Below are 14,576 nucleotides of genomic sequence, written 5' to 3' on the forward strand. Positions count from 1 at the left end.
AATCGTGTTAACGAAATTAACGAGGTTTAATAGGCTTTCAAACTATATAGTTGTCTAGGTTCAAGGCGTTGAGATTGGCTCTACGAGCGACTTGCGTCGGCTGCGCTTTGCTGTCCTCTCTTCACCGCTTTACTAATATACCTTGATGCAATGGCTTTGTCAACTGTTTTGTCAAAACCGTTGTGTCGCTACAAGAATATAGCTTTCAGTGCTTTCGCAAGTCTTTTATGCCTGGTTTCTTGAAAAAAGGTTTAGAAATTTTTAAGTAAAAACACCGATATTTTGCCAAAACGATCGTAATTACGCCCTTTCTGCTTGTATTAGCCTCAAGAATGGCGGCTAAAAAAGATTGTGGAGTGTAAGGATAATGAATAATTTATGCTGGTTGGGCTGGCGATCGATAGCGATCGGCAGTTTTTTGCTGTGTGGAAGTATGACCTTAAATAGCTGCGGCAGTGCGCCAATAGCTGATAATGTTTCTGGCTCGGCAGCTACGGCACCCCAGTCATCGGCGGATACTAAAGTCGATCGAGTTGTTGCTGATGCTGGGTCTGGAGAGAAGGTGGGGAACAAAGAGGCTAAATTAGCGACACCGACAACTACCCAAAAGCCTCAGTTAGTTAAAATGGCCGAGCTATCGTTGCGGTTGGAGTCGATCGATAAAATGATGGTGCAACTCCGTCAGATCGTGCAGAGCAAGCAAGGCGACATCTACAATTTTCAGGACGATCGACCCCAAGGAAGTGGCGAGCATCGTCAAGCTACCCTGGTGTTAAAAGTGCCTAGCGCGTCGCTGGATGGAACTTTAGCGGAAATCGTCAAACTGGGTCGAGTTGAGAGTCAAGGTATTAAATCTGAGGATGTGACTCAGCAACTTGTTGATACAGATGCACGGTTGAAGAATCTGCGGCAGCAGGAGGATTTGACGCGAAAGATTATGGATCGATCGGGTTCGGTCAAGGATATCTTGGCAGTTTCCAAGGAGCTATCATCAATCCGCGAACAAATCGAACAGTTGGATGCAACGGTGAAAAATCTGCGTCAGCAGGTGGCATATTCAACGATTAATTTGAAGGTTGAGGAAACTCAATCGGCGACGCCAACTAGTGAAGCCTTTGGGGTACAAGTCCAGGAAACTTGGAAGAATTCCACGCATGCAGCGGGGAGTTTGGGGACAAATCTGGCACTAGGATTGCTATGGTTGTTACCTTTTACGCCATTCATCGCGATTGGGGCTGGTGGTATCTACTATCTGCTTCGGCAACGGCGGCAGCAGTCTGTTGGGGCTAGTCTGCTGGCAGAAACGTCACAAGAGGATGAGAGTTAGTACTCATTGACGAGGAGTCTCTACCAATTTCTTTTATTTTTAATAGAACGGTAGAGAGACTGGGTAGCCGATCGGCTCATTGATGACGGTTGTTGATGTCGTGCAATAATGTTGGCTGTATGAGCGATCGCAGCCAATATTACTGCGATCGATACAGTAGGTCGCACTAGTTCAGACCAACACCCCATCATAATTAATTGAAACGATGACGACAGAAAACCTGAATACACGCGGACATCTCTTAACCGAACAGGTAAATGTCAATAGTGCCAATCTAGATCGACTCAGTACGCTGGAATTGGTGGATTTATTCAACAAAGAAGATGTGAATACGCTCAACGCGATCGCGGGTGCGAGAACGGAATTAGCTGCCGCGATCGATACTATTGCTGACTCGCTGCGTCAAGGCGGACGTTTATTTTATATCGGTGCGGGTACTAGTGGCCGTTTGGGGGTGCTGGATGCGGCGGAATGTCCGCCTACTTTTTGTACGCCGCCAGAGCTAGTGCAAGGAATTCTCGCGGGTGGTGCGGGTGCCTTGGTGAAGAGTTCGGAAGGATTGGAAGACATTGCTAGCGATGGCGCACAGGCGATGGTGGATAACAATATTGGCAAGCATGATGTGGTCGTCGGGATTACGGCTGGTGGGACAACGCCATACGTACATGGGGCGATCGAGTCTGCCAAACAACGTGGTGCCAAGACTGTTTTTATTGCCTGCGTACCTGCAAACCAAGTTGCTAGCATTGCCGATATCGATATTCGCTTGCCAGTCGGCCCAGAGATTTTGTCGGGTTCGACGCGGCTTAAATCGGGCACGGTAACAAAGATGGCTTTGAATATTCTCTCAACTGGGTCGATGGTAAAATTGGGTAAAGTCTATGGCAATCGGATGGTAGATGTAGCGGTGACGAATACTAAGTTACTCGATCGAGCATTGCAGATGATTCAAGATCTGACGCAATTAGAACGCGGTGCGGCTAGTGATTTGCTCGAAGCTAGCGGTCGCTCGGTAAAAGTTGCATTATTAATGCATTGGACTCAAGTCGATCGATCTCAGGCGGAGGCAATTCTTGCGCAAAATCACGGACAATTACGTGCGGCAGTCGATAGCTTATAGCGATCGTATTTCTCGAAGGGTTGATGAATCCAGGGATTATTAGGGAGATAACTCACGTAATATTCTGGTATATATTTCGAGCAAGCTTTGTACCAGATTACTGCTGTTTTTAGCTCCTCAATTTCTGGATAGAGATCGCGCAGCCAGATCGTAGTTTGTTGGAGTGTAACGCCAGAATCTACTAAGTCATCAACTAGGAGTACGCGCTTGCCCATCCGATTGTCAGTCATGGTAATTTGATTGGCAATCGCTAGTTGGCTGCGTGTTTGTCCATCTTTGCCACTGTAGGAACTGGTCGCCAAAATTGCTAAAGGTTTATTAAAGATCCGCGATAGAATATCCCCGACTCTCATGCCGCCCCTGGCCAAACAAACAATTCGATCGAATTCCCATTGCGATTGAAAAATATTTTCAGCTAATTGCTCGATCGAGTGATGATAATCTTCCCAGGAGACATCTAAATCGTACATAGTTAATGGGGTGGATAGTGAATAGTTGATAGTGTTTTCTTTAATCATCACTGTACTCTGAAGTAACCTATCGATGAATTTGAATAGGTTGAAGCTAGTTAGTCAAATTTTATTGGTAAAATCGATCGCTATTAACCTTTCGATCGAGCTTTGAGACTAAAAAGCCGAGGTTGAATGCTCGGCTGAAGTGTAAATAGAACGACTTGAAGATCGATGCTCTAGCTCTAGATTTAGACTGGCGATCGATGAAACTTTATACAGCTTCGACGTTTTTCTCGCCAGTGCGAATCCGAATGACTTGTTCGACTGGGCTGACAAAAATTTTGCCATCACCAATTTCACCAGTTCTAGCGGCAGCGATAATTTTATCGACGACCATGTCTACCTGGGTATCTTCAATGACGACTTCGACTTTGAGTTTCTGAAGAAATTCTACTGTGTACTCCGAGCCGCGATAGCGTTCGGTTTGACCTTTTTGTCTGCCAAATCCCCTCACTTCCGATACCGTCATTCCAACGATACCAGCGTTGACGAGGGCGATTTTGACTTCATCCAGTTTGAAAGGACGGATAATTGCTACGATCTTTTTCAATTTCAGCTACTCCTGAATGTGTGTTTCAATACTATTTTGAGCTGCACCAACTTGACATTTTGTATCATTGTTAGACCAGCAAAACATGTAACTCTGGCTACAAAATAAAAATATGACAGTCTCTATCGGCATCGATTTTGGCACATCTGGCGCAAGATTAGTAGCGATCGATACCGATCGTAACGTGCTGTGGTGGGGAACTAGAGAGCTGTTGGTGGGGACTTGGCGAGAAGCTTTGTTCGATCTGATTCGGGCAGTCCCGCCGGAAGTTAAGTCACGGGTAAGCCGGATTGCGATCGATGGGACTTCTTCAACGGTGTTGTGCTGCGATGCTGATGGTCGGATTGTTGGCGAACCAATGTTATACAACGACGATCGCGGCAAAACGGAATTGGATCGTTTGAGCGCATTTGTCCCAGCGGGACACCTAGTGCTGAGTGCCACATCTAGTCTTGCGAAGTTATGCTGGTTGGCGGCGCAACCTCAGCGGCTCGATCGATCTCAGTATTTTCTCCATCAAGCCGATTGGTTGGCTTATCATCTGCATGGCAAACTGGGCATCAGTGACTATCATAATGCCCTGAAACTAGGCTACGACGTCGAATCCTTGCACTATCCCGATTGGCTCGATCGACACCCTTATCGCCCGTTATTGCCGCAAGTTTTGGCACCTGGTACGCCAATTGGGACAGTATTACCCCTCGTTGCGCTAGAGTTGGGTTTGGCGGCTGATTGTGTCGTATGTGCTGGCACGACAGATAGTATCGCTGCTTTTATTGCCAGCACTGCCAGCACTCCTGGCTCGGCGGTGACATCGCTGGGTTCGACATTAGTAATTAAACTCCTCAGTCAGACACGAATTGAGGACGTCCGCTATGGCATTTACAGTCATCGCTGGGGCGATTTGTGGTTGGTGGGTGGGGCTTCAAATACTGGGGGTGCGGTATTGCGCCATTTTTTCAGCGATGCTGAATTAGTAAGATTGAGTCAAGAGATCGATCCCGATCTACCCAGCCAACTCGACTATTATCCCTTACTTACTCCAGGCGATCGCTTTCCGATTAATGACCCTAATTTAGCACCACGACTGACACCGCGACCCGATCGAGACAGAGATTTTTTAGATGGTTTACTTACTGGCATCGCCAAAATTGAAGCTCGTGGCTATCAACTTTTAGCTGAATTGGGCGCAACACCACTGACATCAGTGCAGACGGCTGGTGGTGGTGCGAACAATCCCACTTGGATAAAGATTCGGCAACGCTATTTACCTGTCCCGATCTCAATTGCGCGGCATCAAGAAGCTGCTTATGGGACGGCACTCCTAGCCAGTGGCAGTTTTGGGAGTACGTAAAACTTTCAAATTTAGGCTGCGTAAATAGCACATGCTTGAATTGAGGAAATTGACGATCGATTCGTGTATATGTCAATACCGGGTAGATTTGGCTAGAATTTGATTAGCGAGCGCAACTCACATCATCGCTAACATTCTAGGATTGCATCGATCGCGAGTAGGGACGGAGTGGATATATTTAGGAACGAGTATGATGAATGCCAATCCTCAATTAATGACGGCGGTAGAACAGCTCGGTTATCGAGTAACGAGTGGGGATGTGGCAAGCCAGACGGGGATGCACCTCGAAGTTGCACGTTCGGGATTGCTGGCTTTGGCAAATCAAACTGGAGGACATCTCCAAGTTACGGATACTGGCGAAGTAATTTATGTTTTAGCTCCAGATTTTCGGCAGATTTTACTGCGTAAATCTATCAAGCTGCAACTTAAGGCTTGGGTCGATCGATTCTCAGCGGCAGGATTTTATCTAGTCAAAATTTCCTTTGGGATATGTTTAGTTACCTCAATTAGTATCGTCTATCTCACCATCTTAGCGATCGCCCTATCCGCGATCTTCAGTAGTGAGGGTGGTGGCGACTGTGGCGATGATAATTGTGTATTGGGGATTTTTGATTGGGGTGGGAGTAACAGTGCAAATACATTACCGACCGCAATGACTACTTCCCAACTCGAACCGATTCGTGCCAAAACCCAACGCAAGCCGGTGAATTTTTTAGAAGCAGTATTCTCGGTGTTATTTGGTGATGGCAACCCCAATGCCGATCTCGAACAGCGACGCTGGAGTTATATCGGCAATCTCATTCACCGTCAGCGTGGCGTGGCAATCGCCGAGCAAATTGCCCCATACTTAGACGATCTAGGGCAAGGATACGATCGAGAATATGAAAACTATATGTTGCCAGTATTAACGAAGTTTAACGGGATTCCCGAAGTCAGTCCGACCGGCGGATTAGTTTATCATTTCCCCGATCTCCAAACTACTTTAAAAGATGCCCCCGATCGATCGAGTCGGGTGCCAAAAGCTTTACGCGAACGTAAGTGGAAATTTACCAAAGCGACACCAGAACAGACTAACTGGTCGATCGCTCTATTTACAGCCAATCTCGTTGGGATCGGTGTGCTGTCTGTACTGTTAAAAGGTTTAGCAGGTATTTGGGTTGGCGGCGCGCTGGTTATTCTGGCTCTATATGGGGCGGGACTAGTCATCATTCCCGCCTGTCGCTATGTTTGGGTCAAAGGGCAGGATCGCCAAGTCCGCAAGCGCAATCATCTTCGCAGTCAACAAGCAAACTTATTACAGCAAAATGAGCTGGTTCCAGAGAAACTAGCATACGCTCGACAATTTGCCAAACAGCATCGCATTACCGATCGAGATATTATTTACACCACTCAGGAAGATGCACTATCTCAAGAGTTTAAACGATTAGAATAATTATCAAAAGGCAGCAATAATCGATCGCACTTGTCGGTATCTCGACTAAGATTTATCATTACCCATAAATTCAGACATACCGACTGTATCGTTACTCTGACTGATACCTTCTTGCTTGAAGACTTTCTTGACTGTCAGCAACAAAATCTTCAAGTCCAACCAGAGGCTCCAATTGTCTACATACCAGAGATCGAGCCTAAATTTTTCATCCCAGGTGAGGGCATTGCGACCATTAACCTGCGCCCAGCCGGTAATCCCTGGGAGTAAGTCATGACGACGCGCTTGTTCGGGACTGTAGCGTTCTAGGTATCTTACCAACAATGGCCGAGGGCCGACAAAACTCATATCGCCTAGCAACACATTAAACAGTTGCGGCAGTTCATCGAGACTAGCCTTGCGTAAGAACTGTCCCAATGGAATCAACCGTTCCTCATCAGAGAGCAATTTGCCCTCAGCATCGCAATCACTAGTCATCGTACGGAATTTGTAAACCGTAAAAATCTTGCTGTTTTTACCAGGACGGGCTTGAGTGAACACGATCGGGCTACCCATGCGAACCAGGAGAATGATTGCCACTGTTAGGAGGATCGGTGAAAATAGGATTAGCAATAATGCCGCCATCGATCGATCGCCGATGATTTTCAGCCCGTGACTAAAATAAGTATGTAACTTCTGTACAGATGTTTTTGCTGCCATGTTGGATCTTTTGCCGTTAGTTATTGCTAGAGCGATGGAAATAGCTCTAACTCATCTCTATTTTTCCCATCAATTGCCTTTCCCTTACTAAAACACCAGAATTTTTGGATATCCCAATCTAGTCCGGGTTTAAGCTATGCTCTAGACGTTCTATAGTTTATACATCACTGTGGCTATCTATTCCCAAAATCCAGCCGATACGCGATCGATCCCGATCGATCTGCCGATCCCCAACTCGATTATCTAAATCCGATCGTGAACAAAATTATTTCCGTCCCCAGTCAACCCGTTGCCAACCTAGCTACGACATCTGCGCGCAGTCAGCTCGAAGCAGATCGCGTCCGCGAGATTCTGATTTTGCTCACAGGCTTGATGGCAAGAGAAGAAGCGACGATTAAATTAATCATCGATTGCTTGTATGATATCGGTTATGTCAATTTAATTAATAGAAAAGTCCGCTTTCGTCCATTCAATGCGGTCGCCAAATTTATTGGCAAAAGATCGAAACCAGTCGCTAAGATCTTTGCATGGCGATGGTTTATCAAAAATTGTCCGCAGCTCATTGCCAAATGGTTGTATATTAAGGTTCAATTTTAGGTACTAAATTTAAGCCTAGAAACTGACGCGATACATCTGAAATAACTCACCCGATTTAGTCGATGTCACGCGACCGCCAACTTCTTTGACTAATTCGGTAAATTCGGTCAGTGAGGATAAAAATACCTCAGCACCCAGATAGGTTTCTAAAATCGCCCAATTTTCGGCAAGTTCGGTATCTGGATCGATCGCATCAAAAATAAATACGCCATTTGGTTTCAATACCCGTTTGACTTCTTGCAGCACTAATTTCCAATATTCAGGCGGATAATAACAACTAAATCCGGTCGCGATCGCCCGATCGAATGTATCGTTCTCGTACTGCAATTGATGCGCAGCTCCGGCTTGGACGCCTTTAAATAATTTGGAATTTAGCTGCGAACCGCGTGAATTGAGCGCGGCGCGAGCGACAGTGCTAACTTCTTGACCGTAGAAATATGTTTCCCACTCGCGCCAATTGTAGATCAAAAAGCTAACACCGCAGCCGATATCTAAACAACGATGATTCTTCTGAAATCCAGCTAATTCCCAGAATGGCGAAGTAATTTTTGCTGCGAGATTGTGCCCGATCCAATCCCGAAAGATGGGCATCGCTTCTACTTCTGCGGGTAAATCGAATGCCTCTTGTTTATACTCTCGATCGAATCTTTGTTTGACTCGCTCGATCTCGCTCGACCAATCTGGTTGCTGCAATTTGAGATTACTATACATATCGATCGGATCTAATTAGAGAGATACACAAAAGCCTAAAGCTAATAACAATCCACTGACAAAGTGCAGTCGGACGGCTAGATATTTGCAAGTCCGAATCCGTTCGGGAATCGCATGATATTCGCGGACGAACTTAGTCAACTTAATAGCCAATGGTAAGCTCAAAAATATTAGCAGTGTTGCCACCGGAAATAACCCACTGACGATACCAATTACTGTCAGTAGATAAATACTTGCCGTACCCCAGAACAATACCGTCGCACCCATTTTTGTACCCATTCTGACGATCGGCGACAGCTTGCCCGCCGCCAAATCGTCTTTGACTTGATGAAAATGAGAGCAAAATAAAATCAGACTAGTTGAAATCCCAATAATTAGTGAAGCGGTCAAATTAGCGATCGACCAACTCTGAGTTTGGCTATAATAAGCCGCACTTACCGCCAATGGCCCAAAACAAATCGTACAAATGATTTCGCCTAAGCCTTGGTATCCCAACCGGAATGGTGGCCCTTGGTAGGTATATCCCAGAAAGCAACTGAGCAACACCAAACCAACAACTGTCAAGTCTTGTTGCCACCAAGAAATTGTCGCAATCCCGACCAAACCGGATGCTAAAAATAAGTTGCCCAACCAAAACATTAAGTTACGATTGCCAGTCAGATTTACAACCGATTCAGCTTTATTAATATCGATTCCGGTATCGCTGTCATAGACATCATTGCTAATATTTAACCAGGCAATAATTGCGATCGCCGACAATATAAATGTCCAAAAAATATGCAGATCGAAACTCGCATCCAATGGCGATAATGCCAATCGATTTTGGAAATAAGCTACTGCCGAACCAACAGTAATCGGGATAATTGCCACCGTGTACATTGGCGGTTTGATTGCGGCCAGCCAGAGCTTAGATTTTGGTGGATTAACCGATTCAAATGTAGTCATGATTAAAATAAAATCTCAACTTAAACAATTTTTAAGATCTACCGATGCTCGCATTACCCGATCGTAATTTTCCAACTCGATCGCCAATCGATCGAGAGCACCGAGCCAGAGACAGCAGTTCATATCTAACTAGCTATAGCACGATCGCTAATTACCAAATTCTCGATCGCCAAGAAAATTAACACGCTAATAGTTGCTGCAACCGTCGATCGTACTCGCGCACCAACTCGATCGCCAGAGTGAGGTCTGTAGGACTAGCGTAGAGCACTTGCTTGGCTTGGGCACCCAAATCTGTCAACAGCGAGTCTTCGACCTTACTCTTGGCTACAGCCTTAGCTGTGAGCGCATCCAATCTCCCCCGCAACTCCTGACGGGTATCTAGCGGCAAGCGATTGGCAACCAGTGCCGATTCAGATAATTGGGTGTAAGCGCGAACTTTAGCCAGCCAATTATTCAAACCCACCCGCACGGGGAGAATTAGCCCCGACTCAAACTTGACAACCAACCGCGCCAGCCATCGCTCTAATTCGGTTAGTTCTTCGGCGGGTAATGGCACACTCATGGGCAGATCGTGCCTAATCTTAGTCTGACTTTCGGCTTCAGCCGCGATCGAGTCGCGATTTAATTGAGTCAATTGCGCGAGTAATTGGGGTGCTGCCGCAAAATCAGCCTGTAATAGCTGACGTTGGTGGGCAAGTGTCTCTAATTCCTGCCGAACATGATTAATTAACGGCATCAGATTGCATCCGAACGCTAAATTCACAGCCAAAGGATCGCGATCGATCTGCTGCTGAAGTTCCTGGAATTTAGAGCGAACGTTCGCTAATTCTGGTAATGGAGCTAACTGTAATTCCTGGGCTAATCGTTCTAAATCAGCGATCGATCGATTGGTATCGATTAACTTGAATTCCAATTCCGTCCAGGCAGCTTCTAACGTTACGAATGTATCTCTAGCAATAATAAAAGCGATCGTCATTCGCTCTATTAATTCGTCTACAGAGATCGCTCTTTTTAGCTGATTGGCACCAACTAAATCTCTTTGAGCTAAAGGAATTTGAATATTGGGTAATTCGATCGACTCTTCTACCAACAGATGCTCGATTGCTTGCAACTGACTATCGTTAATAAATAAAGATGGTAACTCCCGTCGTAACTTCCGCGCTCGATCGATGTGCTGATTGAATAATTCTAAGTATTCAAATAATCGCTCGATCGCCGTTAATGCCGTGCTTGCTTGTTGCTGGGTAGTACCAGTGACATTACTCGGTGGATTGCCCACACCGCTCAACCGTTGATAAGCCGACAAATCGTATAAATCTAATAAGTTTTGATTGGCCGCATCACCCTTTTGCTGCCAGTCCGTTAATAATCGATCGATTTGTGCCAGCGTCAGACCCATATGGTTACAATTGATGTGATGATTTGGAAAAAACTAATGACTCTTATCGCTGCTAAGTGGAGTGTCGATGACTATCAGAAGATGATTGCAACCGGATTACTTGACGGTCGATCGGTAGAGTTGATTAATGGAGCAATTATTCAGATGGTGCCAGCAGGGATCGCTGATGCCTTTTGCTGTCGGGGTACGGCAAAGTATCTCCGCACGATCTTAGGAGATCGCGCCGAAATTAGTGAGGCACATCCAATTAGTTTACCAAGTGACTCGGAACCAGAACCAGACATCGCTGTTCTCAAAACTCCCGATACTCTGTATCAAAATCGCCATCCGCAACCAGATGATATATTTTGGCTGATTGAGATTGCGAATACAACTCTCGTTAACGATTTAGGTGTCAAGCGAGAGCTTTATGCCCAGGCGGGTATCTCCGAATATTGGGTGATGAATTTGCAAACCTCTGAATTAAAGGTATTCAGAGATCTCAGCGCAAATGAGTATCGATCGGAAATTAGTCTCGACAGTGGCACTATCTCACCGCTGGCTTTTCCAGATCTAGCGATCGATCTCTCCCGTTTATTTCGATAATAACTGGCGATCGATCGGCTGTTGCCAATACTGGTATGCCGTATAGGCCATCGTCACCACCCCAGTGATAATTGCCGATTCATCTACCATAAATTGGGGATGATGGAGCGGATGATTCTTGGCGTCTGGGATACCGACACCCAAGCGAAACATCGTCCCAGGGGCGTGTTGTAAGTACACAGAGAAGTCCTCAGCACCGAGCGAGGGTTCTGGTAAGATTTGGACGCGATCGCCACCCCAGGCGGCTCTAGCGGATGATTCGAGAATCTGTGTTAAGGCAATATCATTCTGCACGGAAGGTACGCCCCGCCGATAATTTACCTGACATTTGGCACCATAAGTCCGACAAATATCCGTGACGATTTGCTCGATCCAAGTCGGGAGTGTCGCATGAGTTTCAGGATGGAGCGATCGCACCGTGCCAGATAATTCTACCCGATCGGCAATAATATTCGGCGCACGCCCGCCACTAATTGTGCCGATCGTCAACACGATCGGACGTAAGGGATTCTGGGTGCGGCTAATCGCCTGTTGTAGCCCGGTAATTACTTGCGAGGCAATCCAGATCGCATCGATCGCTTCATGAGGTCTGGCACCATGTCCAGATTCCCCGATAATCGCGATTTCTAAATCGTCAGCGGCGGCAGTCAACGCGCCATACCTAATCCCGATCGAGCCAGCCGGAATCGACGGAAATACATGCAGGGACAAAATACTATCAACCTCCTTCATCACCCCGTCAGCGACCATCCAGCCCGCACCCTGAGCGATTTCTTCAGCAGGTTGAAAGATAAACCGCATCCGCCCTGGTAAATCTAGTCCTAATTCCGCCAGGATCATCGCCGTGCCCAAGCCTACGGTAGTATGGACATCATGACCGCATGCGTGCATCACCCCTGAATTTTGGGAGCTGAATGGCAATCCCGTCCGCTCGACGATCGGCAGTGCATCCATGTCCGTCCGAATCGCCAACAAGCGATCGTCCGTGCCCGCCCCCATTAGTTCGCCAACAACTCCGGTTTTGCCGATTGATTCCTGAGTTTGCAAGCCAGCCGCCGACAATACTCCGGCAATATAAGCCCCCGTTTGGTACTCCTGCCCGCTCAATTCTGGATGCGCGTGCAGGTGGCGACGAATTTCGATCAGTCTGGGTGCGAGGTTGGTAGCGATGGAACGAATGCGATCGAGCATGGGGAAGTTTGGAGTTGGGAGATCCGCAATAACTAAGGGCGAGTTGCCCATAGATAAATTTTAGGCAATTCTAATCGATCGAGTGGCGGCTATTGACTCTTCATCCTCTCAAAGACAAAACCATGACAGATCCGCAGGAAACAATCTTAGGCTTCGATCCTGGCAAGGATAAATGCGGCGTAGCCGTAATGGATGGCGATCGCGCTTTACTTTACCATCAAGTATTGCCCACCGCACAAGTCATCGCCCAAATTAGTAATTTATGTCCGCAGTATAACGTTACTCGCATCGTCATGGGCGACCAAACTACGTCCAAGCAATGGCAACAGCAACTGATTGCCGCCTTTCCCGCTCTGCCGATCTCCCTTGTTGACGAACGTTATAGCAGTCTCGAAGCTCGCGATCGCTATTGGCAAATGTATCCACCTAACTTTTTAACAAGTTTGATTCCCCAAGGGATGCGCCAGCCACCTCGCCCGATCGACGATCTGGTGGCAATTATCCTGATCGAACGTTACTTAGCTAAATCGAGTCAGGATAATCCATGAATTTGTTTGCACGTATTCAAATCCATTGGGCGAGCGACTCTCAAGCCGCCAGCGGAAGATCTCGATCGGCTAGCAATCGATCTACCTGAGTCAGATCGTAGGGAAAAGGTGCTTTGAGCGGACGATAATCGGCTGGACGCGCTTGCCCGTGACGAATCACAGCATTAATTAGCATACAGGGTTCGTCACTGAGATTAATGGCAGAATGCGGCACCATTGGCGGAATAGTGACAACCTTGGGTTGGCGATCGCTTAGAGGAATATATTGATATTTACCGTTATGTAAAATTATCAAAATGAAACTACCCCGCACCACCATTAATTGGTCGGTTTGATATTTATGCACGAACATGTCATCGATCGTCTGGGCTGGAATCTGCACCAACATCGTTTCATGACTGGCTTGGGGAGTGTAAAACTGGATTAGCCCTGCCTTTGCTGATGTCAGAGCCTGAATTTCTACGCCTTTGGATAATGACATATACAAATCTCCAAAAAATTGGGATAGTTAGCTGCAACAAGGTAATACACAGCTAGGCAAGTTTGCTGTTGGAGTAAATCTAGCAACTGAGTAAATTTAACTTCCGATACCTTAATGCTAACGAGTTAAAGCTCGATCGTTTGTTACTAAACAAACAAAATGTATATTTTCATGACAAATTGCGTAGTAATTTGCCAAAACACCCACTCAGAAGCTCGGTAGATTGACTAACCACCGCGATCCAAGTGGGGTAAAGATCGGCTCAATTCGTCCCATACTCCCTAATGACGATCGCCATGGGATGGGCACGGCGGTGCAGAGATCGACTTATCCAGCCAGCCTACCGCCTGTGCAAACCGTGCCACTGCCTCATCGGGACTATCTTTGAGTAAAAACACTAACCCCGCAGCCGCTTGTTCCCGCGCTCGTGCGGGACGATTGGACTTGAGTCGATGCCAATCGGTCTCGGCAATTCGTAGCCGCTCTGCGAGGGCTTGAGCCAGTTCTAAGGTGGTAAGATCGTCTGTAGTGGAAGACATGGGATTTATGACCTGAATTTAGGCATATTAATAACAACGCTATCCAAATTGTATCGCCGACCATGACTCAGAATGCTACCCCCCTCGATGAGACGCTGGACTTCGATCGCGAAATCGCCGAACTAGAAACTGCGATCGCTACGCTCAAACGGCGTCAGACAGAGATCGAGCTAGCCGAACGGGAACGCATCGTGTTGGAGCGGCAAAGCAATGAATTGAAACATAAGGGCAGCAAGCAGCCGGAAGCCAAACAAGAATTGGCACAGATTAAATCGCGCATCGAACAACTAGATCTGACCCTTGAATCTCGCTTACTCAATGAGTGGAAATTGATGTGGGAACCCTTTTGGCAAGCCGTTCGCTTCGGTGGATTGGGTATCGCGATCGGCTGGTTTATTTCGACATGGGGAAGATAGTTTATTAAAATTGAGTCGATCTCCAAAACACGATAGACATCAAGGGCTTTAAGCCTTTGACTAGAGGTGCAGTTGCGATCGAGCGTGTTCGCGGACGACCCCTATATTAAAAATAAGGTACGTGCTTTTGCTTTGCAAAAGCACGTACCTTCCGCTTTCAATTTTCAACTTTC

18 protein-coding genes are annotated in these 14,576 nt (G+C 46.7%); 9 read left to right on the forward strand and 9 right to left on the reverse strand.

Annotation, left to right across the window (positions count from 1 at the left end):
* Positions 1-367: 367 nt before the first annotated feature.
* Both RMO84_RS12900 and murQ read left to right on the forward strand, forming a co-directional pair.
* Positions 368-1,327: a DUF4349 domain-containing protein gene (locus tag RMO84_RS12900; protein WP_310488857.1), complete on the forward strand. Its 960-nt coding sequence runs from the start codon at positions 368-370 to the stop codon at positions 1,325-1,327.
* Between the two features lie 205 nt (positions 1,328-1,532).
* Entirely contained in the window at positions 1,533-2,447 is a 915-nt protein-coding gene (murQ, locus tag RMO84_RS12905) for an N-acetylmuramic acid 6-phosphate etherase (protein WP_310488858.1), read from the forward strand.
* Here the strand turns inward: murQ and RMO84_RS12910 are convergent.
* Complete coding sequence (locus tag RMO84_RS12910; RefSeq protein WP_310488859.1) at positions 2,411-2,917, reverse strand: phosphoribosyltransferase; 507 nt, start codon at positions 2,915-2,917, stop codon at positions 2,411-2,413. The genes murQ and RMO84_RS12910 overlap by 37 nt on opposite strands.
* Positions 2,918-3,170: 253 nt before the next feature.
* On the reverse strand, positions 3,171-3,509 hold the full coding sequence (locus RMO84_RS12915) for a P-II family nitrogen regulator (RefSeq protein WP_310488860.1): 339 nt from the start codon (positions 3,507-3,509) through the stop codon (positions 3,171-3,173).
* A gap of 112 nt (positions 3,510-3,621) precedes the next feature.
* Between RMO84_RS12915 and RMO84_RS12920 the strand changes: the two genes are divergently transcribed.
* Positions 3,622-4,863, forward strand: a complete 1,242-nt coding sequence (locus RMO84_RS12920) for an FGGY-family carbohydrate kinase (RefSeq protein ID WP_310488861.1) — start codon at positions 3,622-3,624, stop codon at positions 4,861-4,863.
* A 190-nt stretch (positions 4,864-5,053) separates the two neighbouring features.
* Complete coding sequence (locus RMO84_RS12925; RefSeq protein ID WP_310488862.1) at positions 5,054-6,295, forward strand: hypothetical protein; 1,242 nt, start codon at positions 5,054-5,056, stop codon at positions 6,293-6,295.
* Between the two features lie 45 nt (positions 6,296-6,340).
* Here the strand turns inward: RMO84_RS12925 and RMO84_RS12930 are convergent, their stop codons facing one another.
* Positions 6,341-6,991, reverse strand: a complete 651-nt coding sequence (locus tag RMO84_RS12930) for a sugar transferase (protein ID WP_310488863.1) — start codon at positions 6,989-6,991, stop codon at positions 6,341-6,343.
* Positions 6,992-7,246: 255 nt separating this feature from the next.
* Here RMO84_RS12930 and RMO84_RS12935 point away from each other — a divergent pair, with 255 nt between their 5' ends.
* Positions 7,247-7,588: a hypothetical protein gene (locus RMO84_RS12935; protein ID WP_310488864.1), complete on the forward strand. Its 342-nt coding sequence runs from the start codon at positions 7,247-7,249 to the stop codon at positions 7,586-7,588.
* A gap of 15 nt (positions 7,589-7,603) precedes the next feature.
* Here RMO84_RS12935 and RMO84_RS12940 read toward each other — a convergent pair whose 3' ends face one another.
* Together RMO84_RS12940 and menA are read right to left on the reverse strand one after the other, a co-directional pair.
* Entirely contained in the window at positions 7,604-8,299 is a 696-nt protein-coding gene (locus RMO84_RS12940) for a class I SAM-dependent methyltransferase (protein ID WP_310488865.1), read from the reverse strand.
* A 15-nt stretch (positions 8,300-8,314) separates the two neighbouring features.
* Positions 8,315-9,244 carry a 2-carboxy-1,4-naphthoquinone phytyltransferase gene (menA, locus tag RMO84_RS12945; RefSeq protein WP_310488866.1) on the reverse strand — a complete coding sequence of 310 codons (930 nt, stop codon included), beginning with the start codon at positions 9,242-9,244 and terminating at the stop codon, positions 8,315-8,317.
* A gap of 44 nt (positions 9,245-9,288) precedes the next feature.
* Between menA and RMO84_RS12950 the strand changes: the two genes are divergently transcribed.
* Complete coding sequence (locus tag RMO84_RS12950) at positions 9,289-9,426, forward strand: hypothetical protein (RefSeq protein WP_310488867.1); 138 nt, start codon at positions 9,289-9,291, stop codon at positions 9,424-9,426.
* Here RMO84_RS12950 and RMO84_RS12955 read toward each other — a convergent pair.
* The gene (locus tag RMO84_RS12955) at positions 9,423-10,643 is read right to left on the reverse strand and encodes a hypothetical protein (protein WP_310488868.1); all 1,221 of its coding nucleotides are present in this window, start codon (positions 10,641-10,643) and stop codon (positions 9,423-9,425) included. The genes RMO84_RS12950 and RMO84_RS12955 overlap by 4 nt on opposite strands.
* Before the next feature lie 36 nt (positions 10,644-10,679).
* Between RMO84_RS12955 and RMO84_RS12960 the strand changes: the two genes are divergently transcribed.
* Positions 10,680-11,228, forward strand: coding sequence for a Uma2 family endonuclease (locus RMO84_RS12960; RefSeq protein WP_310488869.1), 549 nt, complete (start codon positions 10,680-10,682; stop codon positions 11,226-11,228).
* Here RMO84_RS12960 and RMO84_RS12965 read toward each other — a convergent pair.
* Entirely contained in the window at positions 11,217-12,419 is a 1,203-nt protein-coding gene (locus RMO84_RS12965; RefSeq protein WP_310488873.1) for a M20 family metallopeptidase, read from the reverse strand. The two genes, RMO84_RS12960 and RMO84_RS12965, sit on opposite strands and share 12 nt — an antisense overlap.
* A gap of 122 nt (positions 12,420-12,541) precedes the next feature.
* Between RMO84_RS12965 and RMO84_RS12970 the strand changes: the two genes are divergently transcribed.
* A complete protein-coding gene (locus RMO84_RS12970) occupies positions 12,542-12,967 on the forward strand; it encodes a pre-16S rRNA-processing nuclease YqgF (RefSeq protein WP_310488874.1) in 426 nt (141 codons plus the stop codon).
* A gap of 40 nt (positions 12,968-13,007) precedes the next feature.
* Here RMO84_RS12970 and RMO84_RS12975 read toward each other — a convergent pair whose 3' ends face one another.
* Both RMO84_RS12975 and RMO84_RS12980 read right to left on the reverse strand, forming a co-directional pair.
* On the reverse strand, positions 13,008-13,448 hold the full coding sequence (locus RMO84_RS12975) for a dTDP-4-dehydrorhamnose 3,5-epimerase (RefSeq protein WP_310488870.1): 441 nt from the start codon (positions 13,446-13,448) through the stop codon (positions 13,008-13,010).
* A gap of 281 nt (positions 13,449-13,729) precedes the next feature.
* Positions 13,730-13,987, reverse strand: coding sequence for a DUF6439 family protein (locus RMO84_RS12980; protein WP_310488871.1), 258 nt, complete (start codon positions 13,985-13,987; stop codon positions 13,730-13,732).
* Positions 13,988-14,049: 62 nt separating this feature from the next.
* On the opposite strand from RMO84_RS12980, the gene RMO84_RS12985 reads away from it, so the two are divergent.
* Positions 14,050-14,403 carry a hypothetical protein gene (locus tag RMO84_RS12985; protein WP_310488872.1) on the forward strand — a complete coding sequence of 118 codons (354 nt, stop codon included), beginning with the start codon at positions 14,050-14,052 and terminating at the stop codon, positions 14,401-14,403.
* Positions 14,404-14,576 lie beyond the last annotated feature (173 nt).

Source organism: Chamaesiphon sp. VAR_69_metabat_338, assembly GCF_031423935.1.
In the GTDB taxonomy this organism is placed as follows: domain Bacteria; phylum Cyanobacteriota; class Cyanobacteriia; order Cyanobacteriales; family Chamaesiphonaceae; genus Chamaesiphon.

What these genes read in the sequence shown, in the direction of transcription:
- RMO84_RS12965 (WP_310488873.1), bottom strand. Translation starts at nt 12,419, where the DNA reads ATGCTCGATCGCATTCGTTCCATCGCTACCAACCTCGCACCCAGACTG.
- RMO84_RS12950 (WP_310488867.1), top strand. Translation starts at nt 9,289, where the DNA reads ATGCTCGCATTACCCGATCGTAATTTTCCAACTCGATCGCCAATCGAT.
- RMO84_RS12900 (WP_310488857.1), top strand. Translation starts at nt 368, where the DNA reads ATGAATAATTTATGCTGGTTGGGCTGGCGATCGATAGCGATCGGCAGT.
- RMO84_RS12985 (WP_310488872.1), top strand. Translation starts at nt 14,050, where the DNA reads ATGACTCAGAATGCTACCCCCCTCGATGAGACGCTGGACTTCGATCGC.
- RMO84_RS12980 (WP_310488871.1), bottom strand. Translation starts at nt 13,987, where the DNA reads ATGTCTTCCACTACAGACGATCTTACCACCTTAGAACTGGCTCAAGCC.
- RMO84_RS12930 (WP_310488863.1), bottom strand. Translation starts at nt 6,991, where the DNA reads ATGGCAGCAAAAACATCTGTACAGAAGTTACATACTTATTTTAGTCAC.
- murQ (WP_310488858.1), top strand. Translation starts at nt 1,533, where the DNA reads ATGACGACAGAAAACCTGAATACACGCGGACATCTCTTAACCGAACAG.
- RMO84_RS12970 (WP_310488874.1), top strand. Translation starts at nt 12,542, where the DNA reads ATGACAGATCCGCAGGAAACAATCTTAGGCTTCGATCCTGGCAAGGAT.
- RMO84_RS12975 (WP_310488870.1), bottom strand. Translation starts at nt 13,448, where the DNA reads ATGTCATTATCCAAAGGCGTAGAAATTCAGGCTCTGACATCAGCAAAG.
- menA (WP_310488866.1), bottom strand. Translation starts at nt 9,244, where the DNA reads ATGACTACATTTGAATCGGTTAATCCACCAAAATCTAAGCTCTGGCTG.
- RMO84_RS12910 (WP_310488859.1), bottom strand. Translation starts at nt 2,917, where the DNA reads ATGTACGATTTAGATGTCTCCTGGGAAGATTATCATCACTCGATCGAG.
- RMO84_RS12955 (WP_310488868.1), bottom strand. Translation starts at nt 10,643, where the DNA reads ATGGGTCTGACGCTGGCACAAATCGATCGATTATTAACGGACTGGCAG.
- RMO84_RS12940 (WP_310488865.1), bottom strand. Translation starts at nt 8,299, where the DNA reads ATGTATAGTAATCTCAAATTGCAGCAACCAGATTGGTCGAGCGAGATC.
- RMO84_RS12960 (WP_310488869.1), top strand. Translation starts at nt 10,680, where the DNA reads ATGACTCTTATCGCTGCTAAGTGGAGTGTCGATGACTATCAGAAGATG.
- RMO84_RS12920 (WP_310488861.1), top strand. Translation starts at nt 3,622, where the DNA reads ATGACAGTCTCTATCGGCATCGATTTTGGCACATCTGGCGCAAGATTA.
- RMO84_RS12925 (WP_310488862.1), top strand. Translation starts at nt 5,054, where the DNA reads ATGATGAATGCCAATCCTCAATTAATGACGGCGGTAGAACAGCTCGGT.